Genomic DNA, 24,492 nt, shown 5'->3' with positions numbered 1-24,492 from the left:
CGTTAAATAGGTGTTTCCTGTAAAAGTATTTTGGTTTTAAGAATGGCGGCAACGCTCATGCTATCGGTAATTTCACCATTTAAGACCATTTGATAAGCGGCTTCGAAAGGGAGTTTCCTGATTTGCAGCTGTTCTGTCTCTTCGGGTTCAGATTCGCCAAACTTGAGGTCGCGGGCGATGTAAATAATGGCCAGTTCATCGCTCACAGAATTGGATAAATGCATGCGCTGGATTTCTTCCCAATGGGCAGCGATAATACCGGTTTCTTCCGCGAGTTCGCGCTTTGCGCTGTCCAGAGGATCAGCATCTAATGGGCCTCCGCCTTCAGGAATTTCCCAGCTATAAGCTTTCATGGGAAAGCGATATTGTCCAACAAGCCAGGTGTTCAATTGATCATCTAAAGGAAGGATGCCTATGGCGTAGTTTTTAAAATGTACTTCGCCATATATTCCTTTGCCTCCTGATGGATTGAGCACCTGGTGTTCTGTTAATCCGATCCAGTTATTTTCATAGACCTTACGGCTTTCCAGAGTGGTCCAGGGATTGTTTTCTTCCATGGACGCAAATATACTTAAAATGACTCTTCATCGGAACGCATTTCCGACTGGTCAGGTCTTTTGCCTTTTTTAGACTTGAAATCTGTTTTTCCGAAGCGGTAAGAGTAAGTGATGTTACCCATCGTTCCCTGCATGTAACGTCTGAAATCGGTAATAGAATTGTTCGTACTGGTGGTCATGCTCCAGGCACGGGTGTTGAAAATATCTCTTACATTCAGACTTAAAGATGATTTCTTGTTTTTGAAGTCGTACTTAGCACCGGCATCCAGGCCATACATGGCATTTCTGGTTCCCTGTGCCATCACCTGACGTGCACGATAATCTCCTTTTACCTGCAAGGTAATGCCGTAAGGCAATACGAAGTTGTTCGTCAGGTTGGCATTCCAGGTAAAACCTGAGTTTTCTATGATTCCAAATGCAGGAACACCGTTGATTTTACTCTGGTATAAATTGGCATTGGCCGTGAAATTCCAGGCTTTTACCACGTCAAATCTACCGATTAATTCCAGTCCGCTAGAGATTTCTTTGGTTAAGTTTTCAGGAGTCGTAATGGTAATTCCATTATCATCAGGTTCTGTTCTGATCCTTTGGATCACATCATTTGTTTGACGCATATAAGCGGTAGAAATGAAAGTTACCTTTGGCCAGAATTTACTGTAGCTCAATTCAAAGGCATGTACATCCTCTGGCTTAAGGTTAGGATTCCCCTGACGGTAATTTAATGGATCTGAAACATCCAGGAAAGGGTTGGTATCCCAGCCTCTCGGTCTGTTTACCCTTCTGCTGTAGCTCAGTTGTACCTGCTGCTCTTTTTCTAGTTTCTGTGTTAAAAAGATACTTGGATATAACCTGGTGTAAGCTACTTTTCCAGGGATGTAACTCAGCTGCCCTGCAGTGTTGTATACGCCTAATTTAGTGTCTAATGTGGCATCTTCGGCTCTCAATCCTACCTGGTACCCAAAGTTTTTAACGCTGTTTTGATAATTGGCATAAATGGCATGTACCTGATCTTTACTGTTAAAATCATTGGTTAAATCCAGATTTGGTCGGTATCCTTCTACATTGTTGTGGTAGATTTCAGAAAAAGTACTGTTTTCCGCAATGCGAATCTGGCTACGGTAACCAGCTTCCAGTTTTCCTGTTTTTCCTATTGGCAGTGTATAATCTGTTTGTGCGTTATAATTTCTGTTGAGGCCGCTTCCATCGTTACGGATCAATTCCGGACGCTGACTAACCGGAACACCATTAATGTTGTAAATATCCGTATTGTAGAGCTGCAGATTGTCATTGGTTCCCTCAGAAAAACTTAGGTTAAAGGTGATTTCTTCTCTTGGTTTTTTGAACTTATGGCTGTAATCCAGGTTTAGGTCATAACTACCGCCAGATCCCAGATTGGAATTTACTCTGTTGCTCAGTTCCACAGGCTGATTGAGCGCGTTTAATTTGTTGATGTCCAGGAACTCGGTTCTATCGTTGTCTCTCAGGTTAAAACCTGCAGCAAAGCTCAGCACGTCTTTATCCGTCAGGTAATAATCCAGACCTGCTTTCGCATTGTGTCCTTTATCTAAAGATTCCGAAATGGTATTCTGATTGGCAAAGGCAATAGGTGAGGCAGAATTCAGGTAGCTGATGTTGTTATAACCACCACCGTTTCTATTGCCATAACGGTAGCTGTAATTTCCATAAAGATTTACTTTGCTATTCTGGAAGCTTAAACTGGTACTTGCATTGTAATTGTCGCGGTTTCCAGCAGTTAAAGCCAGGTTTCCATTAAGCCCTAGTTTCTTGTTTTTCTTCAACACGATGTTGATGATCCCTGATTGGCCTTCTGCATCGTATTTCGCAGATGGGTTGGTGATCAGCTCGACACTTTCAATAGAACTTGCCGGAATAGACTGCAGGATTTGCGCCACATTTCCGCCAGCAATCAGCGAAGGTTTTCCGTCGATGAGTACTTTAACCCCTGTAGAACCTCTTAAGCTTACATTTCCATCAATGTCTGTGGTAACAGAAGGTACATTTTGTAAAAGATCGGAGGCCGAGCCACCCTCACTCACTAAACTTTGGTCCACGGAGAATATTTTCTTATCCACCCCCAATTGTATAGTGCTTTTTGGTGCGGTAATCGTCACCTCATTCAAGGCTGTTCCTTTGGCAGTGCTCATTTTGATGGTGCCCAGGTTGATGTTATTGACTGTACCATTGATGGAGATGGAATCACGGACCATGGTCTGGTAGCCCACATAACTCAGTTTAAAGGTAAAAACTCCTTTTGGCAAGCCTACCATGGATAAATTTCCGTTGATATCAGTTTGGACACCTTTTACCAGCGCTTTTGTTTTCCGGTTGAGGATAACGGCCGTGGCAAATGGAATGGTTTCATTGGTTTTTGCATCTACTACTTTTGCGGTAATCTTACCGTCGCCGGTAGTCTGAGCATTAAGTTTTACAGTTGTAATACAAATGGCAAGGGTTAAAAATAGTACTTTGTGCAACGGATTCTTCATCGGAACTTTCTCTCTTAGTTTTGGTGTAGTTTAGGATGGACAAAGAAAGGGGGCCGAAGTTTAAAAAGGGAGTCGTAACTATTTTATTACAGCTTAAATATGGTAAATTACAGTAATATTTTTGATAAGGATGGGATCAGCTATGCGGCCTATCGCGAATTGATAGATCAGCTGCTGCTGGAAAAAAAGACCACAGGCGAAGATGATTCGGAAGCCATGCTGCATTATACCAAGATGAATGTGCAGAGAATGAGTCGGGTAGATAAAACCGTGGCGCTAAATGAAGACTTGTTGGAAGCCTTAAAAAACCTTAAAAAACAATATCGTTTCCTGGTCATTTCTGAAGGATGGTGTGGTGATGCGGCACAGATTGTTCCTATTTTTAACAAAATTGCGAGCGCTTTCCCGGAAAAAATTAATTTAAAATTTGTGTTGAGAGATCAGCATTTATCCTTGATAGATGCACACCTGACAAATGGTGGCAGAGCGATTCCCGTATTACTGATTTTGGATGAGGCCGGACAGGTAGTTTGTAAATGGGGACCTAGGCCGAAAGTGCTGCAAGCTTTATTAAAGGAATGGAAGAATGCCAGTACGGATATGATGCTGATCGCCGAACAGCTCCATGGCTGGTACGCCAAAGATAAAACGCAAAGCACACAAGAGGAGCTTCGCGAAGTGATTCAACAGTTAGATTAAATCGGTACTAAAAGGCCTTTGAAATAAGTCTTCTACCGAATCAAGAAACAATAAGGGAGGTTTTAGTCGACAGTAACGGTTAAACCTTCCTGCTGTAAGATTTTACGGTAAACTTCCATTTCTGTGAAGGAACCCTCCAATACCGCACATTTTCCTTTGTTATGGACTTCCATAGCAATTTTCTCTGCCTGGCTTTCTGAGTAATCCAGGTATTTCATCATACAGTAAATGACATGGTCGAATGTGTTTACATCATCATTCCAAAGGATCAGCCGATGGACGGTTTTTAATGAGGTTAAGATCTCTTCTAATGTAAAGGTTTCTTCTTTTGTTTCTGTTGACATCTTACAAAAATAAGCTAATTTCAAAATAATGTTGTAGTTAAAGTTTATTTTGCCTAAAATTTGTATTAAATCCAAATATGATGCATCGTTCAAAAATCGCCGGAATAGGTTATTACGTGCCTAAGAATGTTTATACCAATGATGATTTGTCCCGTTTCATGGATACAAATGATGCCTGGATACAGGAGCGTACAGGAATAAAAGAGCGCAGATTTGCAGATCGCCTGGAAGAAACGACCACTACAATGGGTGTGGAGGCCGCGAAAATTGCCATCGAACGTGCAGGAACAACAGCACAAGACATTGACTTTGTCATCTTTGCCACCTTAAGTCCGGATTATTATTTTCCTGGATGCGGCGTTTTGCTGCAGCGGGAAATGAAGATGAAAGAGATTGGAGCATTGGATGTGAGAAACCAATGTTCAGGATTTGTGTACGCCCTTTCCATTGCCGATCAGTTCATTAAAACCGGAATGTATAAGAATATCCTGGTGGTGGGCAGTGAGAAACATTCTTTTGCCATGGATTTCGAAACCCGCAGCAGGAATGTGTCTGTGATCTTTGGTGATGGTGCAGGAGCAGTAGTTTTGCAGCCTGCTACAAAAGATGGACAAGGGATTATGAGTACACATTTACATAGTGATGGTGCAGATGCAGAAATTCTGGCCATGTATTATCCCGGTGCAAGTGCTAATAAATGGCTGAAGGACAAGCCAGGGTACCCGGACCAGGAATTAGGTGGTTTATTTATGACCACAGAACAGCTGGAGAGCGGTGCTGCATTGGCCCACATGGATGGCCCTGCTGTATTTAAAAAGGCGGTAGTGAAGTTTCCGGAAGTGATCAAGGAAGCGCTGGAAGCGAATAACCTGACACCTGCGGATCTGGATATGCTAATTCCGCATCAGGCAAATTTAAGAATCAGTCAGTATGTACAGCAGTTACTAGGGCTGAGCGATGATAAAGTTTTCAATAATATTCAAAAATATGGGAATACCACCGCGGCTTCTGTGCCGATCGCTTTGTGTGAAGCATGGGAAGCGGGGAAAATTAAAGAAGGCGACCTGGTATGCCTGGCCGCCTTTGGATCAGGTTTTACCTGGGCCAGTGCTTTAATCAGATGGTAATTTTTGCCAGCAATGGAAAGTTGTTGCTTTCAATTGCTGGCTGGTCTATTTTATGGAAAGGCTTAACTTCCTTTGGCCGATTTCGTCATTTGTGCAAACATATCCCACATGTCGTCCTGGATGGCTTCGAGCCCGTTAAACTGACCGGCACCCTGCAGCCATTCTCCGCCATCAATACTGATGACTTCCCCATTAATATACCCGGCGAAATCACTGATTAGAAAGGCTGCCAGATTGGCCAGTTCCTGATGTTCTCCAACACGTTTCAATGGAACCCTGTTTTTAAAGTCGAACTTCTCCGCAAGGTCTCCCGGCAGCAAGCGTTCCCAGGCTCCCTTAGTCGGGAAAGGCCCTGGTGCAATGGCATTGGTACGAATACCGTATTTACCCCATTCTACTGCCAAAGATCGTGTCATGGCCAGTACACCACCTTTTGCACAGGCAGAAGGAACCACATAGGCAGAGCCGGTAAAGGCATAGGTAGTGACAATATTCAATACGGTAGCGCTCTGTTTTTCTTTGATCCAGTGTTTGCCAAAGGCCAGTGTACAGTTTACAGAACCTTTCAGGACAATGTCAATTACCGTAGAAAAGGCATTGGCAGATAGACGTTCAGTAGGGGATATAAAGTTCCCTGCGGCATTATTCAGCAAGACGTCTGCACGGCCAAAGGTTTTCAGTGTTTCTGCAAGCACATTTTCTACCTGTTCATATTCACGAACATCGCAGGCAACGGCCAATACTTTACCACCGGTTTCTTTTTCCATTTCTGCAGCGGTCTTTTCCAGCACATCAGCTTTTCTGCTGGTGATGACCAGATTGGCACCAAGTTTCAGGAAATAGGTGCCCATGGCTTTGCCAAGGCCGGTTCCGCCACCAGTGATGACGATCGTTTTTCCTTTTAAAGCGTCATCTCTTAACATAGGTTGATTGTACATGAGCTATTTTTTTTGCAGGTTATCAATGATGGTTTTCAAAATATTTCTGGTGGTTGGTGCCCACCATTGTTTCAGCATAATGGCCAGTGCTTCTGTTTGGTTGGCACGAGTGGCAGCAATCAGGTCTTTTCTGATGTTCAGCTTACTTTGCTCCCAGGTATTTCTTTCCATGGCCATATATTTTCTGATCTTGCGTTCCGCTGCGGTCAGGATGCTTTCCGGATTGATCAATTCATCTACCAGACCAATTTTAAGTGCCTCCTCTGGACTGAAAAGTTTCCCTTCCAGCAGACTTCTGGTGGCATGGGCAGTTCCAATCCAGAACGAATACAGGCTAAAAATGCTTCCGGGTACAATGATGCCCACAGGTACTTCATTGAGACCGATAATCGCCTTTCCTTCCGACATGATTCTATAATCGCAGGCCAGGGCAATCACGCAGCCGCCAGCCGGACTGTGGCCATTGATTGCCGCAACCAGTGGCTTACGGAAAGCCGTAATATTGGCCGTAAAGTCAAGAAAAAGGTGCCAGAAAGATTCTGCTTCTTCCTCTGAATAACTGTATAACTCAATTAAATCCAGGCCTGCAGAGAAGAAATTCTCTTTTCCAGTGATGATCACTCCTGCAATATTAGGGTCTGAAGAGATGCTGTTCAGCAGGTCATTCAATTCCGTGATCATTTCTCGGTTTAAAGCGTTGGACCTTCCACGGTCTAGGGTAATCAGTGCTAAATGATCTTTTATAGTGACTTTTATCGTATTCATAGGTTTGTTATTTTACTTCATAAGTGTAGACCGTTCTCGCCAGGTGGCCCATTAGGTCCATTCCTTCCAGAACGACTCTGTAAGTACCTGCTTCATCGGTATTAAAGAACGTGAAATTAGTTTTTCCTGCAGCATCGCTGAGCAGCTGCGGCCCCCAATATACGGTAGACCTGAAATCTGTCGCGCTGCCAGGTTGAGGAACATCATATTTAGGCGAATAGAAATCTTTTGGAACGGAATAACCTTTAGGGTTAAAAACGATGAGCCCCGGTGTAGGTACGGCTGAAAAATTGCCAACTCCGCGCTTCGTGGTGATTACCAATACACCTCCTGCACCATTGGAGCCATAAATGGCGGTATTTCCGATAGATTTAAGGACTTCAATCGTTTCAATATCAGGGACGTTGATGAAGTCAAGGTCCGCATCCTGTAAAGGCATTCCATCCAGAACGATCGCCATTGGTATTCTACCCCCATTTCTGGATAGGTAAGCTTTCCCATTGGTAATGATCAGTCCGGCAACACGGCCTTGTAAACACATGGAAAGTTGCGGACAGGTAGAGAGTTGTTCGGCAGTAATCACCGCATCCGCTCTTCCGCTGCCATTTAAATTCTGTGAGTTTTTGACCTTTGGTTTTTCCTGGGTGATTTTCACTTCTTTTAATTGTAATACTTTTTGCAGGAGACCGCGTTTACTCTGGTCATCAAAATAGTTATTGCTTTGTTTTAAGTAGGCAGACAATGCTTCATTAACGTTGATTTCTATGTCTCCAGTATTTTTGCTCTTCGTCACAATCTGTCCGGGAACCACATCCATTTTAACATCCAGTCGGGTCTTTCCCTTAGCGGTTCTTGCCTGAATGATGAATTTAGGATCATCAAGGAAAAGTAACCGGTCGAAGTTAAACTTTCCCTGTGCATCTGTTAAAGTATCCAGTGTGAAGAATCCACTGGCTGTAGAGAGGAGTGTTACTTTGGTATTTGGTACAGGTTTACCTCCATAATTGACAATCGTTCCGCTAAAGCCCAAAGATTTTTCCGGTTGAAATTTGATGATCGGAGGAGTGTTGTTGATGACATTTTTCCATAGGATTCTGCTCCATCCTTGCGTCAGCATCAGATTGTCCATGTTTTTGATCACCTCTGGTCCTTCTTCATTAAAGTAATAATTGGGTTTTTCAATATAGCCAATCAGGTCGGAGGTGAGTAATAGGTTGCTGAGGATATTGCTTTCCGTGTCCGGCTCAGGTTTCACCGCATTATTATTGGTTACCGCAACGGAGAACATGCCTTGTACTGGTGCCCCATTAAAGGTACTGTTAAGCTGGATGTCTACTTTTTCTCTTTTTGTATAGACTTTCTTCTCGGTACTCAACTGTACAGTGACCCGGTCTGCAGGATTATAAATAAAAGCAAGTCGCTCGGCAATAGGTTTGTTGTCTTCAGAAAATAGACTGAGCTGTAAGATGCCTTCCGTCAGTTCTTTTTTAGGAATGGTGATGGTGGCAAGCTGGTCCGCCATAGAAACAATAGGGCTGAAGATCACATTGCCATCATGCTGACCAACGAGTCTGAGCTTTGCAGGGCCAGTCAGGTCGGCGCTTCTCATAATCTTGATCGTCAGCTTGTCTTTGTCGGTGCCAGTGACGGCCATCGTATAACCTGTACTTTGTACGATTGGCAGGTTAAAGTCTTTTTCTGAGCCATCCGCAAATTTCACTTTGGCGATGTACCTGACGCCGCCCTGAGGATTGATGACGAAGTTGCCCATGCCCAGGTGTTTAGTTTCAAAACGATTGATCTCTATGCCAGTCTGGTCCACAATGACCCCAGTGATATTCTCGCCCAGGCCTGAGGAATTGACGGCTTTTACTGCCATTTTGGTAGGCAGTCCTTCTATCAGGTTTCCACTTTCCGGGAAAAACTGCACATCAATTGATTTGGAAGTGGCTATGATTGGAATTTCACGGGTTACTTTTTGGTCTTCTCCCAAGTTGATTGTGGCAACAATCTTTCCCCGTTTATTGAGGTCCGGTCGGTTGTTGAGAATGCTCAGCGCTATTTCTCCCTTTTCATTGGTAGTTGCTTTGCCTTTGAGAAAACTTTTGGAATCCAGGATCACTTCATACCTGACTTCTTTCCCGGTATAAGGGGCTCCTTCTTTGTCTTTGAAGCTGATGTTTGCAGCCATCTTTTCCCCTTTATCTTCTTTACTATAGCTATAATTGGTATTGGTGAAGACTTTATTGGTCCAGGAGTACCCTATTTTGATGGTTTTGTCGAAGAAGAACTCCGTACCGGCATTTCTCATCCACTGGGTATAGGCGCGGATCCTGTAATTTCCTTCTGCTAAGGTGTCTGGCAGGCTAAAGTTTCCCCAGGAAATGCCGCCCAGTACGGGAAGTTTCAATTGCTGCTGTACAGAATCCTTTTCGTTAATGAGTTCAACATATAGCAATTTGCTAATATCTGATGGTTCCTGACTGCTGCTATTGAGGAGGTAGGCTTTAAACCAAATGTTATCGCCTATGGCATAATAAGGCTTGTCCAGATGGAGGTGGACCTTTTCCTGAGGATTCTTCAGATTGAACTCCTTCATTCTTTCGAGGAGGACATCAAAGTTATCGTTCAGGACTCCCGACGCAAAAGCGAGGAACACACCGGTGATTAACAAAAGGGGATACAGCAATTTACGTTTCATATGCTAGGAGCATTAAAAAATAATAAAGCCTCAATATACAAATATTGAGGCTTAAAGTAAATTTAAAAGAAAGGGAATTAAGCGGTTAGAACTCGTTTTTCCACATCATGCTCTCCACCGGTTTAGTGGTCTTGTTGTTATATTTTGCATCTCCTTTATTGTTGTACATGGTTTCAATTTCCCCATCTACAGCAAAATAGATCAGTTGTCCAATTGGCATTCCTGCATAAATTCTTACAGGCTGCGCGCAGGAAATTTCCAGCGTCCAAGTATTGCAGAAACCTACATCTCCTTTTCCGGCTGTGGCATGGATGTCGATACCCAGACGGCCAGTACTCGATTTACCTTCCAGGAATGGAACATGCGCATGAGTTTCTGTATATTCCAGGGTTACGCCCAGGTAGAGTGTACCTGGCTGCAGCACAAATCCGTCTTTAGGAATTTCAAAGTTTTCAATTTTATTATGTGCCTTTGCATCCAGTACTCTATCGGTATAAGTGGCCAGGTATTTGCCTAAATGTACGTCATAGGAGTTTGTACCCAGGCATTCGGGCTTAAAAGGTTCAATTATGATGGTACCCTTCTCAATTTCTTCGAGAATTCGTTTGTCGGAAAGTATCATTTTATCAAGTATTGGGCTAAATTATGATTAATTTAAGATACTTTTGCATAGTTTTCTAAAATAGAGATGCCCGTAGTTTTTAATAAAAATATTGACGAGAATACCATACTTGCCGTATGGAAAATCGAAGAGACCGAAGAGCAGCTGCTTTCCGGCCTACAATTGAAACAGCATGAGCTGGATTTTATTTCCTCTTTAAGCAACGGGAAACGCCTGCTGCACTGGTTAAGTACCCGTGTGCTGCTGAGAACCATGCTGAATACTTCTGAATATATTGATTGTCAGATGGATGAGCATGGGAAGCCCTTTCTGCCCAACCTTGATTACCACATCTCGCTGAGTCATTCTTATGATTATGCAGCGGTGATTATCGGTAAAAACAGGAAAGTTGGCGTAGATATCGAGTTGATCAAACATAAAATCAAAAGTATCAGACATAAGTTTCTTTCTGATATTGAGCTGGCTCAAAAGCAAATTGGTGACAACATCAATGGCCTGTATGTTTGCTGGTGTGCCAAAGAAGCCATCTATAAATGGAATGGCAGAAAAGGCCTAGAGTTTAAGCAGGACATTTACATTAAACCTTTCAAATTAAAGAATGAAGGTAGTTTGAATGCCCTGGTGACACTTCCTGAAGGGATGAAAGAGCTGACCGTGAATTACTTTAAAACTGCTGACGGCTACATGCTGGGTTATGTAGTCGCTTAATTTTCAAAAGATGAATAAGAAAGTAGCATTCATAGATTGGGGACTAACTGATTATCAGGAATCCTGGGAGAAGCAGGAACAGATTTTTAACGACACAATTGCGGTAAAAACCGGTAACCGGAACAATGGGACGGAACTGGAAACCCCCAATTACCTCGTTTTTGTAGAGCATCCTCATGTGTATACACTTGGAAAAAGCGGACATCCGGAAAATCTATTGCTGGACGAGCAGGGGCTGATCGAAAAAGAAGCTACTTATTATAAGATCAACCGTGGCGGAGACATTACCTATCATGGCCCTGGTCAGATTGTGGGTTATCCGATTCTTGACCTTGATAATTTTTTCACAGACATTCATCTTTACCTGCGCACACTGGAGGATGCCATTATACTGACGCTAAAAGACTATGGTATTGAGTCCGGCAGATCGCCCGGCTTTACTGGTGTCTGGCTGGATGCAGATACAGATAAGGCACGTAAAATATGTGCTATGGGAGTAAGGTGCAGCAGATGGGTCACTATGCATGGCTTCGCTTTCAATGTCAATGCCGACCTCAATTACTTCAAAAATATTGTCCCTTGTGGCATAGACGATAAAGACGTGACTTCTATGGAACGTGAATTGGGACGCAAACTGGACATGGAAGAAGTGAAAGGAAAACTGAAAGGACATATTGCCAGTCTTTTTCAAATGGAGTTATTCTAATCTTCTTATCGTTAATTGTAAATATTCCTTGGTTTTTTTACTTTAAAGATTATCTTTACTGTAAAACAACGAAATCATGAACTATAACAACGCTCTCTCCGATACTTCCGGAGGTTTCCTACTGGGCTTCGGTCTTTTTTCTTTTGTGCTGATTTTGCTGAACATTATCGGTATGTGGAAAATCTTCGTTAAAGCTGGCAAACCTGGCTGGGCATCTCTTGTTCCAATTTACAATAGTATTGTCCTGATTGAGATTGTCGGTAAACCGACCATTTGGATTTTATGGTTACTGATCCCATGTACTGCACCTATCTTTAGCATCTGGCTGTTGAATTTATTGAGCAAAAGCTTTGGTAAAACAGAAAGTTATACGGTTGGATTGGTGTTGCTTTCCTTCATTTTTATTCCGATGTTAGGTTTTGGCAGCGCGCAATATTTAGGTCCTTCTGCGGCAGAAGCACAGCGATTCAATGGTTTTGGCGGCAATGATCCTTTTAACCAGCCACCAGCTACACCTCAGTAATTGCTGGACTTATTGATATATCTGCGATCCGGCTGGTCTTCTTTTATAGGTCAGGCGGATCGTTTTTTTATACCCTGTCCATTTAAGTACCTGACGGGGATAGACTGCCCGGGATGTGGCTTTCAAAGGTCCTTACTGGCCTTAATTAATGGGCAATGGCAAGATAGCTGGCTGCTATATCCGCCAACAATACCGCTTTTACTCACTTTCAGCATCGCATTACCTGCCCATTTTTTCTATAAGGGCAACGCCGATAAACTGATTAAAGTGCTCTATCTGCTCAGCGGAACGATCATCCTGGTCAATTACGGCTATAAATTGTTTACGGGACATCTTCATACTTAGTGTTTCCGTATATCTATTTTATGAAATCCTTTCTGATATCTCTATCATTATTGGTATTATTGGCTTGCGAAAAAAATAATGCAAAAACCATGATGCCTGCAGATACCTTGACTTATTTAGCCATTGGCGATTCTTATACTATTGGAGAAGCTGTTCCGCTGTCCGGTAGTTTTCCTCATCAACTGAGCAAACTGTTAAAAGTAAAAGGACTCGATGTGGGCAGGCCAGAGATCATTGCCAAAACAGGCTGGACGACTTCAGAATTAAAGCAAGGCATTAAAACGGCAGCGATAAACAAAAAATTTGACCTCCTGACCCTGCTGATTGGTGTAAATAACCAATATCGCGGGGAATCGAAAACCACTTACCGTAAAGAGTTTAAGGATTTGCTGGAAACGGCCATCGCATTTGCGGGAGGACAGAAGGCGCATGTATTTGTGGTCTCTATTCCAGACTGGGGAGCTACCCCTTATGGGCAGCAAAGTGGCAGGGATGTTTCAGCTATTGCTGCGGATATTGATGCTTTTAATGCCATCAATAAAGAAGAAACATTGGCGCAGGGCATCAGTTATACGGACATTACAGCGGCATCACGTTTGGCGGCATCAGATGGAGCTTTAGTCGCCTCTGATGGATTACATCCTTCCGGGAAAATGTACTTAGATTGGGCAGTACAGCTGGAACCAAAAGTATTAAAGGGCTTAAAATAAATTAAACCCTTTAATACTGCTGATTAACATTCCGGTAAACTGATCGGGATGTTGGTGGCCAACCCACCGTCTGAAGTTTCTTTATATTTGGAGTTCATATCCAATGCAGTTTCCCACATGGTATTCACTACGGCATCTAGACTTACTTTTGCTTTATCAGGGTTACTCTGTAATGCCAGCTGACTTGCAGTGATGGCTTTGATCGCACCCATGGTATTTCTTTCAATACATGGAATTTGTACCAGGCCTCCAATAGGATCACAAGTTAAACCTAAATGGTGTTCCATTGCTATTTCTGCGGCCATTAAAACCTGACGCTGAGAACCACCTAGACATTCTGTTAATGCTGCGGCGGCCATTGCGGAAGAAACACCGATTTCTGCCTGACAGCCACCCATTGCTGCTGAAATAGTAGCACCTTTCTTGAAAATACTGCCTATTTCCGAAGCGCAGGCAATAAACTGCGCGATTTTCTCATCTGTGTAACCATCACAAAAAGCGATATAATATTGTAGAACTGCTGGGATTACACCTGCTGCTCCATTGGTAGGTGCGGTAACCACACGTCCAAAAGAAGCATTTTCTTCATTCACTGCCAGTGCGAAGCAGCTCACCCAATCCAGGATATAGTTAAAGCCATTGCCACCTTCTCTGATGGCCATTAACCAACTTTCATAATTGGTATAAGTATGGTTTCCAACCAGTCGTTTATTTAAAGCACAAGCCCTTCTGGCTACATTAAGTCCGCCAGGTAAAAATCCTGCAGTATGACAGCCTCTATAAGTACAGTCTTTCATCACATTGAAATGCTGCATGATGCCTTTTCTGGTTTCGACTTCTGTGCGCCAGGCCAGTTCATTCTCCATCACCACCTCAGATACTTTCAATCCGGTAGTCAGGCACCAGTGTAAAAGGTCTGCGGCTTTCTCCACCGGGAAGGGCAAGTCTACCTGTTCCTTATCACTGCCGCTTTCTCCCTCTTTCACCACAAAACCACCACCTATAGAATAATAGGTTTCAGATATTGCTTTTCCTGTATTCAGGAAGGCTTGAAAGGTAACCGCATTGGGGTGGAAGGGAAGACTTTCAAAGAAAAGAAAAACCAGGTCTTCGTCGTAATTGAAGCTGATGTCTTTTTCGTCGTTTAAGTTAAGTACTTTATAAGTTTTGATTTCTTCTACGGTAGAATCAATAGAGTTTACATCAAAGGTGACCGGATCTGCGCCAATTAATCCCAATAGGATGGCCACATCGGTTCCGTGTCCTTTTCCTGTTTTGGCCAGGGAGCCATATAATAGGATTTTGACCTGCTCTACTTGTTCCAGCAGGTCTTGCTGTTTTAATAATGCCGTAAATTGCTGAGCCGCCCGCCATGGACCTAAAGTATGTGAGCTGGATGGCCCAACACCTATCTTAAAAATATCAAAAACTGAGATCTGTTCCCTTTGCATCTTACAAAGCTAAGATAGTTCCGGGACATTTTAAGCTATTTATTGGCCTGTAAGCTGATTTTATGGGTGTTAATAGCGTTAAAAGTCAAAGGCAATGAGCTTTTTGTCCTGCAGCATGCGGTCTACAAAGATTTTATGGTTTTTAGGGCTTCCGATAGCGACCCAGGTACCGCTGATGGTGCCATTCGCCAATTCCTGTTTCCCTCGGGTTAACCGTAATCCTGAACCTTTAAGGTCCTCCTCATATTTTTCCAGGCTCTCCTCTTCGTATTTCTTGACGATGCGGTAGGTTCTTTTTGTAAATCGCTGCTCTACCATTTCCTCGAGATAAGGAAATATAAAGAGGGCGGCAAGTACGATGAGGGTGACGCCGGTAGCCTGCTCATAATAACCAGCTCCGGTGGCCATGCCAATTGCTGCAACAATCCAGATCACACAGGCGGTAGTTAAACCTTTGACCTGATTTTCTTCTTTAAAGATCACTCCGGCGCCGAGGAAACCAATTCCGGTCACAATATTAGAGGCAATGCGGTCATGACTCGTGATACCGATTTTTATCGATAGAATGGTAAACAGGGTGGAGCCTAAGCCAATCATGATCATCGTTTTTAGTCCGGCCTGCTTACTTCTAAGTTCTCTTTCTGCGCCAATCAGGCCACACAATAGGGTGGCCAGTAAAAACTTGTTAACCTCCGTTTGTGTCAGAAAATGACTGTTTTCTAAAATATTCTGCATAGCTTGTTGTTGGTTAAAGATAGCAAGCTTTCCTCATAAAAAACAAAAAGCCCCAGAATCGAAATTCTGAGGCTTTTGTAATTGTATTGGGTTGATGAATTACATCATTCCACCCATACCACCACCACCCATTGGAGGCATACCTGCACCAGCAGGAGCATCTTCTGGATCGTCAGCTAATACGCATTCTGTTGTTAACAACATAGCTGCGATAGAAGCTGCGTTTTCTAATGCTACACGACCTACTTTAGTTGGATCGATCACACCGGCAGCGATTAAGTTTTCATATACATCAGTACGGGCATTGTAACCGAAGTCAGCTTTACCTTCTTTAACTTTTTGTACTACGATAGAACCTTCAATACCTGCATTCTGACAGATTTGACGTAATGGCTCTTCGATTGCGCGTTTAACGATAGCGATACCAGTTGTCTCGTCATCATTCACACCTTTCATGCCTTCTAAAGCTTCGATAGCGCGGATGAAAGCAACACCTCCACCTGCAACGATACCTTCTTCTACAGCTGCACGAGTTGCATGTAAAGCATCATCAACACGGTCTTTTTTCTCTTTCATTTCAACTTCAGAAGCTGCACCAACATAAAGAACTGCAACACCGCCAGCTAATTTAGCCAAACGCTCTTGTAATTTCTCTTTGTCATAATCAGATGTAGTAGTCTCGATTTGAGATTTAATCTGGTTCACGCGAGCTTTGATGTCATCAGAACTACCTGCACCATTGATGATCGTTGTATTGTCTTTATCAACAAGAACTTTCTCAGCAGTACCTAGGTAAGTAAGGTCAGCATTTTCTAATTTATAACCTCTTTCTTCAGAAATTACTGTACCACCAGTTAAGATAGCGATGTCTTCTAACATTGCTTTTCTACGGTCACCGAAACCTGGAGCTTTAACCGCAACAACTTTCAGAGAGCCACGGATTTTGTTTACTACCAATGTAGCCAATGCTTCGCCATCTAAGTCTTCAGCAATGATCAATAATGGTTTACCTGTTTGTACTTGTTTCTCTAAAATTGGCAACAATTCTTTCATGTTGCTGATTTTTTTGTCGTAGATCAAGATGTAAGGGTTTTCTAATTCCGCTTCCATTTTATCTGCGTTAGTTACAAAGTATGGAGATAAGTAACCACGGTCGAATTGCATACCTTCTACTGTTTTTACTTCAGTTTCAGTACCTTTGGCTTCTTCCACAGTAATTACACCGTCTTTACCTACTTTGCCCATTGCCTCAGCAATTAGGGAACCAATCACCTCATCATTATTTGCTGAAATAGAAGCAACTTGTTTGATTTTGTTATTGTCTTCACCTACTGTTTGAGATTGTGCTTTTAAGTTAGCAACAATTGCAGTAACCGCTTTGTCGATACCACGTTTCAAATCCATTGGATTTGCACCAGCAGCAACGTTTTTAATACCTGCAGTTACGATTGCTTGTGCCAATACAGTTGCAGTTGTTGTTCCATCACCTGCGATATCTGCAGTTTTAGAAGCAACTTCTTTCACCATTTGAGCACCCATATTTTCGATAGGATCTTTTAATTCGATCTCTTTCGCTACAGTCACACCATCTTTAGTAATCGCTGGTGAACCGAATTTCTTGTCAATAATTACGTTACGTCCTTTTGGACCTAGAGTTACTTTTACCGCATTAGCCAAAATGTCAACTCCTCTTTTCAGGGCGTCACGGGCTTCTACATTATATCTTACTTGCTTTGCCATTTTAAAATATTGTTATTAATGATTGATTGTAATAAGGTTGAATAGGTTTATTCAACGACTAAAGAATTGCGTAAAGGTCAGATTCACGCATAATAAGATACTCTTTACCTTCGAAAGTAATTTCAGTACCACCGTATTTACCATATAATACCACGTCTCCAGCTTTAACGCTCAATGGGATTAGGCTACCTGTAGCTTCGGCGTATTTGCCTGGGCCTACTGCAACTACTGTTCCTTGCTGAGGTTTTTCTTTAGCTGTATCAGGGATATATAGACCCGAAGCTGTTTTTTCTTCGGCAGGAGCAGCTTCAATTACTACTCTATCTGCAATGGGTTTAATGTTTAAAGCCATAACTTATTCTTGTTTTTAATTTTAAAATTAATGTAAGGATTACGTGCTCCCTATATATCAGTTTCTATGCCAAGCAGGTTTTGCTTGCCAAATTTACACGGCATTGTCAGCTAATAGATTAGACGAAACTATTTTTGTGTCAGAGTGGCAGAATTGTGAATCGGCGAGAGGAAAAATGCAGGCACAAAAAAAGTCCGGTATAAGTATACCGGACTTTAGATATTTTTTTAAAATCTCTTATTTCTTTGCAGTATCTGCAGGAGCAGTAGCTGGAGCGGTTGCCGCTGGAGCTGATGATCCAATTGGAGATGGGGTAGGCATTTTGTCCAAATGTTCCTGGATTTTAGAGTCTACAGCTGCTGCTGTTCCACCTGTTTTTGCAATGGTCGTAATAGATAGTGTAAGCACTACGATTAATGCTAATAATACCCAGGTACCTTTTTCAAGAACATCACCTGTACGTTGAACGCCAAACATATTGCTGCCTGATCCACCTGTTGCAAGGCCACCACCTTTAGGGTTTTGTATCAAAACAAATAGCGCTAAGGCAATGCAGACAATGATTAATAAAATAATTAAAAATAGCATAATCGGTTATATGGTTAAATTTTCTTTTCTATGGATTGGATAAGGTCGGCAAAGTAACGGCTTTTTTCTGGAAACTTCAAACTTAATTTTTCATAAGTCTCTATGGCCTTGTCGTAAAGCATTTGTTCGATATAGATCTTCGCCAGTGTTTCTGATACCAGGTCATTATGGTCCTCTGCGCTCTTTTTAGCCTTGTTTTCTGTATTGATATGTTCGGCTTTCGGCGGACTGATCTGCGGGTCATTTTTCAGGAAGCTGTCAATGATGTCAGTTCCTTTATGATTTAGATTTCCCGGAATATATTCCGCTGCAGGTTCGTCTGTCAATGGGCTTTGTAGATGGAAGATGTGTTCCACATATTGCTGCTGCAGTTCATTGGATTTGCCTGGCTCATCAGATTTTGCCTCTTTTGCTTCCGGACTTGCCTTTGGCGTGGTATAGGGCTGAAATATCTGCTGGTATTCTTTCCGGGTTTTATGTAACCACCACAAAAAGGTGAAAGGCAATTGGTCGTCATCATATTTGCTGACGATCACCGGATCTTCCTGTTTTGCAATTTCTTTTTCTATTGCAGCCAGGCGTGCTTCTTCCCGTAAAACGGATTCAGGAACGGGCTCCGGACTAAAGTTATCCTGGAAAGCGAAAAAGTCGGTAGATACAATATTTTCCAAAACGAAATCATCAGTCTCCGGCATCAATTCCTCCATCGCTGGATTTGTTTCTTCTGATTCAGAAGGGACTTCATCCAGTACGACCTCATCCAAGGTTTCTGCCTGATTACTCAGCAGATCAAAAGCAGGAGATAAAACAACATTGAACTTAGTATCAACTAAATATTCCGGTTCGTAAATGAAGTGATGGAGCAATTGCCCATTTGTATATAAAGCAGCAGTAGCAAGGAAGCTGTTCTTTTCCACTGCTTCCAGATTGGCTTTTGCCAGTAAAAGGTGCAGTGGTTGAAAATAAGGATATTTCGACACCAGATCTTTGAGCATCGGCGCATGATCGGGTCTTACCTTTTCAGGTTCCGCTAATAATACTTCCAGTTCTTGTCTCATGTCTAATTCCTGCTCCACGTTGCTAAGTTAACAATTGAATTTTCAAATTCTACCAATTTGCAAATGCGCGGTTAAAAATATCTGTTGTAATTAAATCCATTACTTTTTTGATATTATCTGCTTCCAGTTGAGTGGCATTACCACCAGCTGTTGCATAATCGGCATAACGTTCAATAGGCTCTTCAAAGCTCATTTTAGGATTCAGGTTGTTGGTGTATTTTACATTGACACGAATGGTCAACCTGTTTAGCGGAGAGGTATTCCCAACTCCAGAGTTATTCGCATCAACAATCGTTGCCGGGCGAATGTCGAAATTGGTAATGCTGCCAGAAAAAACTGCATCGGGATCATTTGTCGTAATGTTCAGACGGGTCTGGTTACGAATCATGTTTTTTAATGCTTCGGTGAAGTTGGTCGACATGGTCGGGACTACTAAAGTAGCATTGTTTTCAAAAAAGAGCACGTTTGCTGTTTTCATCTCTGCAGGGATAGATGCCCCGCTAAATTTAATGGAACAAGCGCTGAAAAGGCCCACAACCAGCAGCAATAATAACTTTTTCATTCGTATGTTTTTAATTCTTTGACAATTGAGCCCAGACTAGTTTAGGTTGAGTTCTTTAATTTTTCTATACAGCGTACGTTCCGAAATGCCCAGTTCCTGCGCAGCAAATTTGCGTTTTCCTTTGTGTTTCTTCAAGGCTTTTTTAATCAGGTCGGATTCTTTATCGATAAGCGACAATGATTCCTCCACCTCCTCAGCTTCCTGTGTATAGTTATAGTCTAAAGGCGCATTCTGAGCAGGCTTTTTAATGGTAAAAGTGGGCTCATTAACGGTTTGGTCTACTTCCTGATATAGCTGATTGATATAATGCGTATTGTCGGCAATGATGTGAGAAGTATTTCCGCCGCTTTGAATGATCTCTGCAACCAGTTTCTTCAATTCCATCATGTCTTTCTTCATGTCAAAAAGCACTTTGTAAAGGATATCGCGCTCGGTATAATCTTCTTTAGAACTGCCATTGATCGCCATAGGCAAATTGGTAGCGCTTTCATTTGGAATATAATTCAGCAAGGCGGCAGCCGTTACATTACGGTCTTTTTCCAATACACAGATTTGCTCGGCGATGTTTTTCAGCTGTCGGACGTTACCTGGCCAGCTGTAATTGCTGAGCATTTGTATCGCATCCGGTTCCAGCTGGATCCCAGGGCTTCTGTATTTATCGCTGAAATCAGCAGAGAATTTTCTGAATAAAAGGTAAATGTCTTCTTTACGCTCATGCAAAGCAGGGATGCGCAAAGGCACAGTGTTCAGCCTGTAGTATAAATCCTCACGGAATTTACCCGATTTAACGCGGTTATATACGTCAACGTTGGTAGCAGCAATAATCCTGACATCTGTTTTCTGTACTTTAGAAGAACCTACACGCAGGTATTCTCCACTTTCCAGAATTCTAAGTAAGCGTGCTTGTGTACCCAATGGCAATTCGGCCACCTCATCTAAAAATATCGTTCCGCCATTGGCCACTTCAAAATAACCTTTACGGGCCTCATGGGCCCCGGTAAAAGATCCTTTCTCATGTCCAAAAAGCTCTGAATCTATCGTTCCTTCAGGAATAGCACCGCAGTTAACGGCAATAAATGCACCGTGTTTGCGGGTACTCATCTGGTGGATGATGTGAGAGAAAACCTCTTTACCACTTCCACTTTCTCCGGTAATTAATACAGACATGTCCGTTGGCGCAACTTGTCTGGCAATATCTATTGCCCGGTTCAATAGCGGAGAGCCACCAATGATACCGAAGCGGTTTTTAATGTCTTGTATGTCCAAAGTAATTTGTCTTTATTGATTAAACAATTTCAGGTACTTCAACAGCAATGGTTCCTAATAAGGTAGCAGATGTACAGCGGTCAATATAAACATTTACATAAGTTCCAGCTTTAACACCAGGCGCTGCAGGGAAAACCACCATCGCATTCTGATCATTTCTTCCACAAAGGTCAAGGTCAGATTTTTTGGAAGTACCCTCCACTAAAATTCTAACAGTTTTTCCAACAAATTGTTGTAGGCGCATTAAAGAAGTTTCCTGTGCTTTCAGTAATATTTCTGCTAGCCGGCGTTTTTTCACTGGTTCAGGAATATCATCTGCCAGTTTTCTGGCTGCCAGTGTACCTGGTCTTTCAGAATAACTGAAGGTAAATGCGAAATCATAACCTACATAATCCATGATGCTTAATGTTTCCTGGTGTTCTTCTTCTGTTTCCGTACAGAAACCAGCGATAATGTCCGAAGAAATTGCACATCCTGGAATGATGCGTCTGATGGCATCAATTCTATTGATATACCACTCTCTGGTATAAGTTCTGTTCATCAGTTCCAATACCCTGCTGCTTCCAGATTGAACTGGCAGGTGGATGTAATTACAGATGTTATCGTATTTGGCGATGGCATATAATACCTCGTCAGTAATGTCTTTAGGGTGAGAAGTAGAAAATCTGATCCTCAATTCAGGACTGATTAAGGCTACTTTTTCCAGTAATTGTGCAAAGTTTACTTCGATTTCTGCAGTCTCTTCCGCATCAGCGCCTTTCCATTTGTAAGAATCTACATTCTGTCCCAGCAAAGTAACTTCTTTATAACCTTTGTCAAACAGATCCTGTGCTTCTGCAAGGATGGAATAAGGGTCTCTGCTTCTCTCGCGTCCTCTTGTAAAAGGAACTACGCAGAAAGAACACATGTTATCGCAGCCACGCATGATTGAAATAAATGCAGTGATGCCATTGCCATTTAGACGAACCGGGCTAATGTCTGCATAAGTCTCCTCGCGGGATAGCAATACATTAATGGCTTTATGGCCATCTTCTACCTGACTGATCAATTGAGGAAGGTCACGGTAAGCATCCGGGCCAACCACCATGTCCACTAATTTCTCTTCTTCCAGGAATTTTGATTTTAAACGCTCTGCCATACATCCTAAAACGCCAACCACCAATTTGGGATTTCTACGTTTTTCCGCACCAAACTGCGACAGTCGGTTACGGACTCTTTGCTCCGCATTTTCGCGGATAGAGCAGGTATTGATAAATACTACATCTGCTTCATGATAATCACCAGTGGTTTCAAAACCCTGATCTTTTAAAATCGAGGCAACGATCTCACTATCTGCGAAATTCATCTGACAACCGTAGCTTTCAATGTATAACTTTCGGCCATTACGTACCTCTGGTGCATCAATAACTAAAGCCTCGCCCTGGCGCTCTTCATCGTGTGTCTTATCTGTAAGCTGTAAATCAATCATAAATGGTTAACATTTTTCTGGGCTTCAAAAATACACAATTAAATTTAGAAATGACAAAGTGGCAGAATCTTAAACGGAAAGAAATTTTTATGGAAAAAATCTAAAAACATATAGGACCTTTTTCATGATCCATTGTCTTTGAGGAGAAATAACAGCTAAACTCCCTCTAAATATGTTCAAATGCCTGTTCGCGAAAACCCCTAAGGACCTGTATGGCTGGTTTGGTGATTATTCTTCCTGGACGGAGCTGGCCGCAGAAACCAGTGGATATGACGCAGAAGTGATTCTTGAAAAAACAAAAAATGCAATCCTGAAAGTGAAAAATGGAGAAGCAGTATATGAAAGAGATGCTGTAAACCTGCCGCAAAAGGAGTATCCTTTTCCTTTAATCTCTTTTTTAATGCACAGTGCAGCGCTGAAAAATAGGCCGCTACATGTACTTGATTTTGGGGGCTCATTGGGCAGTACGTATTTCCAGGTTAAGGAATTTTTAACCGAGGGGGTTTGTGCCAGCTGGAACATAGTAGAACAGGAGCATTATGTTACCTGTGGTAAAGCGCATTTTGAAGATGATCAGCTAAAATTTCATTCCAGCATCTCTGAAGTATTAAAGTCCACAGAAATCGACCTGGTCATCCTTTCATCAGTCCTACAGTACCTGGAAAAACCACATGAGTTTTTGAAAGAACTGGTTGCGTATCAGTTCCCGTTTTTATTGTTCGATCGCACTGCTTTCCATCATGGAGATCAGGATCGGCTCACCTTACAAATTGTACCTCCACAAATATATGCGGCTTCTTATCCCTCTTGGTTTTTTAATAAGCAGGGGTTTTTAAGCCATTTCCAGAACAATTACCAACAGATTGCAGAATTTACTTCTTCTGTAAAAGGAGAGGAAACCATGCTGATCAATGGGAAAGAACTGGGTTACGACAAAGGTTTTTACTTTATTAATTCATCAGGATATGCTTAAATTCTGTACGCTTTTTAATACCACTTATCTTTCCCGTGGCTTAGCCATGTACCATTCTCTGGAGCAAAATTGCCCGGACTTTCATTTGTATATTTTTGCGTTTGATGCGCATTGCTATGAGGTGCTGTCGAATATGACGCTCCCAAAGGTGAGTGTCATCTCTCTGGAAGAATTTGAAAATGAAGCACTGCTGGCGATAAAACCTGGGCGGACTGCACAGGAATATTGCTGGACTTCTGCTTCCTCTACGATTAAACACTGTATAGAAAGTTTTGACCTGGACCATTGCACTTATGTAGATGCCGATCTGTTATTTTTCAGCAACCCACAGGTGTTGATGGACGAAATGGGGGGTAAGTCAGTGCTCATTACCGAACATCGCTATACGCCTTGTTACGATCAATCTGTTAACAGTGGCATTTATTGCGTGCAGTACATGACCTTTAAGAATACAATAGAAGGGATGGAAGTTTTAAATTACTGGGTAGATTCCTGCTTAGAATGGTGCTTCAATAGAGTGGAGGATGGTAAGTTCGGAGATCAGAAATACCTGGACAACTGGACGGAAAAATTTTCTTGTGTACAGGTTTGTCAGCACCTAGGTGCTGGTATTGCGCCTTGGAACATTCAGCAGTTTGCCTTTAAGTCAAAATCAGGAAAGCAACGTGGTGTTGTATTAGCCAACGGTCAGGAGTTTGACCTTGTGTTTTACCATTACCATGGCTTCAGCTATTCTGTGAAAAATAGCTATATGCTGACACATGCGATTTATCAGCTGAGCAGAAATCAGATCAAACAAATTTACAGACCTTATGTAACAGCGCTTTCCATCGCCGAGCGAAGGATCAATACTGCAGATCGCAATCTGATTCCTCATGAGATTAACAATGAAATGGAGTTGATCAATAGGGTTTTAGGACGGTTCCTGATGTTTTCTCTCCTGGGTTATTATAAAAATTTATACACCAAAAGATCTTTTCAGTACAGCTTTATATATTAGTAAAATGTAGCAGTAAGGATCTTCAATAAATTAGTATTTTAGTCGCC

At 42.3% G+C, this 24,492-nt stretch carries 25 protein-coding genes; 9 read left to right on the top strand and 16 right to left on the bottom strand.

Going from position 1 to position 24,492, the window contains the following annotated elements; translation table 11 throughout:
• Positions 1-2 precede the first annotated feature (2 nt).
• Together AQ505_RS24985 and AQ505_RS24980 are read right to left on the bottom strand one after the other, a co-directional pair.
• Positions 3-557, bottom strand: a complete 555-nt coding sequence (locus AQ505_RS24985) for an NUDIX domain-containing protein (protein WP_062550667.1) — start codon at positions 555-557, stop codon at positions 3-5.
• Between the two features lie 14 nt (positions 558-571).
• The gene (locus tag AQ505_RS24980; RefSeq protein WP_062550666.1) at positions 572-3,064 is read right to left on the bottom strand and encodes an outer membrane beta-barrel family protein; all 2,493 of its coding nucleotides are present in this window, start codon (positions 3,062-3,064) and stop codon (positions 572-574) included.
• Between the two features lie 99 nt (positions 3,065-3,163).
• Here AQ505_RS24980 and AQ505_RS24975 point away from each other — a divergent pair, with 99 nt between their 5' ends.
• Positions 3,164-3,763, top strand: a complete 600-nt coding sequence (locus tag AQ505_RS24975) for a thioredoxin family protein (protein WP_062550665.1) — start codon at positions 3,164-3,166, stop codon at positions 3,761-3,763.
• Between the two features lie 62 nt (positions 3,764-3,825).
• On the opposite strand, the gene AQ505_RS24970 is transcribed toward AQ505_RS24975, so the two are convergent.
• Entirely contained in the window at positions 3,826-4,107 is a 282-nt protein-coding gene (locus AQ505_RS24970) for an ATP-dependent Clp protease adaptor ClpS (protein ID WP_062550664.1), read from the bottom strand.
• Positions 4,108-4,184: 77 nt separating this feature from the next.
• Here AQ505_RS24970 and AQ505_RS24965 point away from each other — a divergent pair, with 77 nt between their 5' ends.
• Positions 4,185-5,234: a 3-oxoacyl-ACP synthase III family protein gene (locus tag AQ505_RS24965; RefSeq protein ID WP_231634986.1), complete on the top strand. Its 1,050-nt coding sequence runs from the start codon at positions 4,185-4,187 to the stop codon at positions 5,232-5,234.
• Positions 5,235-5,296: 62 nt separating this feature from the next.
• Here the strand turns inward: AQ505_RS24965 and AQ505_RS24960 are convergent, their stop codons facing one another.
• The 4 genes from AQ505_RS24960 to dcd all read right to left on the bottom strand — a co-directional run bounded on the left by AQ505_RS24960 (position 5,297) and on the right by dcd (position 10,260).
• On the bottom strand, positions 5,297-6,172 hold the full coding sequence (locus AQ505_RS24960; RefSeq protein WP_062550663.1) for an SDR family oxidoreductase: 876 nt from the start codon (positions 6,170-6,172) through the stop codon (positions 5,297-5,299).
• A 3-nt stretch (positions 6,173-6,175) separates the two neighbouring features.
• Positions 6,176-6,937 (bottom strand): enoyl-CoA hydratase/isomerase family protein, encoded by a 762-nt coding sequence (locus AQ505_RS24955; RefSeq protein ID WP_062550662.1) that lies wholly within the window; start codon positions 6,935-6,937, stop codon positions 6,176-6,178.
• A gap of 7 nt (positions 6,938-6,944) precedes the next feature.
• Positions 6,945-9,638: a TonB-dependent receptor plug domain-containing protein gene (locus AQ505_RS24950; protein WP_062550661.1), complete on the bottom strand. Its 2,694-nt coding sequence runs from the start codon at positions 9,636-9,638 to the stop codon at positions 6,945-6,947.
• 85 nt (positions 9,639-9,723) lie between these two features.
• Positions 9,724-10,260, bottom strand: coding sequence for a dCTP deaminase (gene dcd, locus AQ505_RS24945; protein ID WP_062550660.1), 537 nt, complete (start codon positions 10,258-10,260; stop codon positions 9,724-9,726).
• 66 nt (positions 10,261-10,326) lie between these two features.
• Between dcd and AQ505_RS24940 the strand changes: the two genes are divergently transcribed.
• From AQ505_RS24940 to AQ505_RS24920, 5 genes are all read left to right on the top strand, one after another.
• Positions 10,327-10,968 (top strand): 4'-phosphopantetheinyl transferase family protein, encoded by a 642-nt coding sequence (locus AQ505_RS24940; RefSeq protein WP_062550659.1) that lies wholly within the window; start codon positions 10,327-10,329, stop codon positions 10,966-10,968.
• A 10-nt stretch (positions 10,969-10,978) separates the two neighbouring features.
• Positions 10,979-11,674, top strand: a complete 696-nt coding sequence (lipB, locus tag AQ505_RS24935) for a lipoyl(octanoyl) transferase LipB (protein ID WP_062550658.1) — start codon at positions 10,979-10,981, stop codon at positions 11,672-11,674.
• Positions 11,675-11,750: 76 nt separating this feature from the next.
• Positions 11,751-12,197, top strand: a complete 447-nt coding sequence (locus AQ505_RS24930) for a DUF5684 domain-containing protein (RefSeq protein ID WP_062550657.1) — start codon at positions 11,751-11,753, stop codon at positions 12,195-12,197.
• 12 nt (positions 12,198-12,209) lie between these two features.
• Entirely contained in the window at positions 12,210-12,542 is a 333-nt protein-coding gene (locus tag AQ505_RS24925; protein ID WP_062551211.1) for a DUF2752 domain-containing protein, read from the top strand.
• Between the two features lie 89 nt (positions 12,543-12,631).
• Positions 12,632-13,252 (top strand): SGNH/GDSL hydrolase family protein, encoded by a 621-nt coding sequence (locus AQ505_RS24920; protein ID WP_231634985.1) that lies wholly within the window; start codon positions 12,632-12,634, stop codon positions 13,250-13,252.
• 23 nt (positions 13,253-13,275) lie between these two features.
• Here AQ505_RS24920 and AQ505_RS24915 read toward each other — a convergent pair whose 3' ends face one another.
• From AQ505_RS24915 to miaB, 9 genes are all read right to left on the bottom strand, one after another.
• Positions 13,276-14,703, bottom strand: a complete 1,428-nt coding sequence (locus tag AQ505_RS24915; RefSeq protein WP_062550656.1) for an L-serine ammonia-lyase — start codon at positions 14,701-14,703, stop codon at positions 13,276-13,278.
• 78 nt (positions 14,704-14,781) lie between these two features.
• The gene (locus AQ505_RS24910; protein ID WP_062550655.1) at positions 14,782-15,438 is read right to left on the bottom strand and encodes an MgtC/SapB family protein; all 657 of its coding nucleotides are present in this window, start codon (positions 15,436-15,438) and stop codon (positions 14,782-14,784) included.
• Positions 15,439-15,537: 99 nt separating this feature from the next.
• Positions 15,538-17,178 carry a chaperonin GroEL gene (gene groL, locus AQ505_RS24905; protein WP_062550654.1) on the bottom strand — a complete coding sequence of 547 codons (1,641 nt, stop codon included), beginning with the start codon at positions 17,176-17,178 and terminating at the stop codon, positions 15,538-15,540.
• 58 nt (positions 17,179-17,236) lie between these two features.
• Positions 17,237-17,530 carry a co-chaperone GroES gene (groES, locus tag AQ505_RS24900; RefSeq protein WP_062550653.1) on the bottom strand — a complete coding sequence of 98 codons (294 nt, stop codon included), beginning with the start codon at positions 17,528-17,530 and terminating at the stop codon, positions 17,237-17,239.
• Positions 17,531-17,767: 237 nt separating this feature from the next.
• On the bottom strand, positions 17,768-18,118 hold the full coding sequence (gene secG / locus AQ505_RS24895) for a preprotein translocase subunit SecG (protein WP_062550652.1): 351 nt from the start codon (positions 18,116-18,118) through the stop codon (positions 17,768-17,770).
• A gap of 14 nt (positions 18,119-18,132) precedes the next feature.
• Positions 18,133-19,194, bottom strand: coding sequence for a hypothetical protein (locus tag AQ505_RS24890; protein ID WP_062550651.1), 1,062 nt, complete (start codon positions 19,192-19,194; stop codon positions 18,133-18,135).
• A 31-nt stretch (positions 19,195-19,225) separates the two neighbouring features.
• Positions 19,226-19,738: an LPS assembly lipoprotein LptE gene (gene lptE, locus AQ505_RS24885; protein ID WP_062550650.1), complete on the bottom strand. Its 513-nt coding sequence runs from the start codon at positions 19,736-19,738 to the stop codon at positions 19,226-19,228.
• A gap of 36 nt (positions 19,739-19,774) precedes the next feature.
• Positions 19,775-21,004, bottom strand: coding sequence for a sigma-54 interaction domain-containing protein (locus AQ505_RS24880; RefSeq protein WP_062550649.1), 1,230 nt, complete (start codon positions 21,002-21,004; stop codon positions 19,775-19,777).
• A gap of 19 nt (positions 21,005-21,023) precedes the next feature.
• Positions 21,024-22,472 (bottom strand): tRNA (N6-isopentenyl adenosine(37)-C2)-methylthiotransferase MiaB, encoded by a 1,449-nt coding sequence (gene miaB, locus AQ505_RS24875; RefSeq protein ID WP_062550648.1) that lies wholly within the window; start codon positions 22,470-22,472, stop codon positions 21,024-21,026.
• Between the two features lie 172 nt (positions 22,473-22,644).
• On the opposite strand from miaB, the gene AQ505_RS24870 reads away from it, so the two are divergent.
• Both AQ505_RS24870 and AQ505_RS24865 read left to right on the top strand, forming a co-directional pair.
• A complete protein-coding gene (locus AQ505_RS24870; RefSeq protein WP_062550647.1) occupies positions 22,645-23,445 on the top strand; it encodes a TIGR04325 family methyltransferase in 801 nt (266 codons plus the stop codon).
• The gene (locus tag AQ505_RS24865) at positions 23,438-24,445 is read left to right on the top strand and encodes a hypothetical protein (protein ID WP_062550646.1); all 1,008 of its coding nucleotides are present in this window, start codon (positions 23,438-23,440) and stop codon (positions 24,443-24,445) included. The genes AQ505_RS24870 and AQ505_RS24865 overlap by 8 nt, the downstream gene beginning before the upstream one ends.
• Positions 24,446-24,492 lie beyond the last annotated feature (47 nt).

It is taken from the genome of Pedobacter sp. PACM 27299 (assembly GCF_001412655.1).
Classification (GTDB): domain Bacteria; phylum Bacteroidota; class Bacteroidia; order Sphingobacteriales; family Sphingobacteriaceae; genus Pedobacter.
This window is presented reverse-complemented; position numbering and strand designations above follow the sequence as displayed.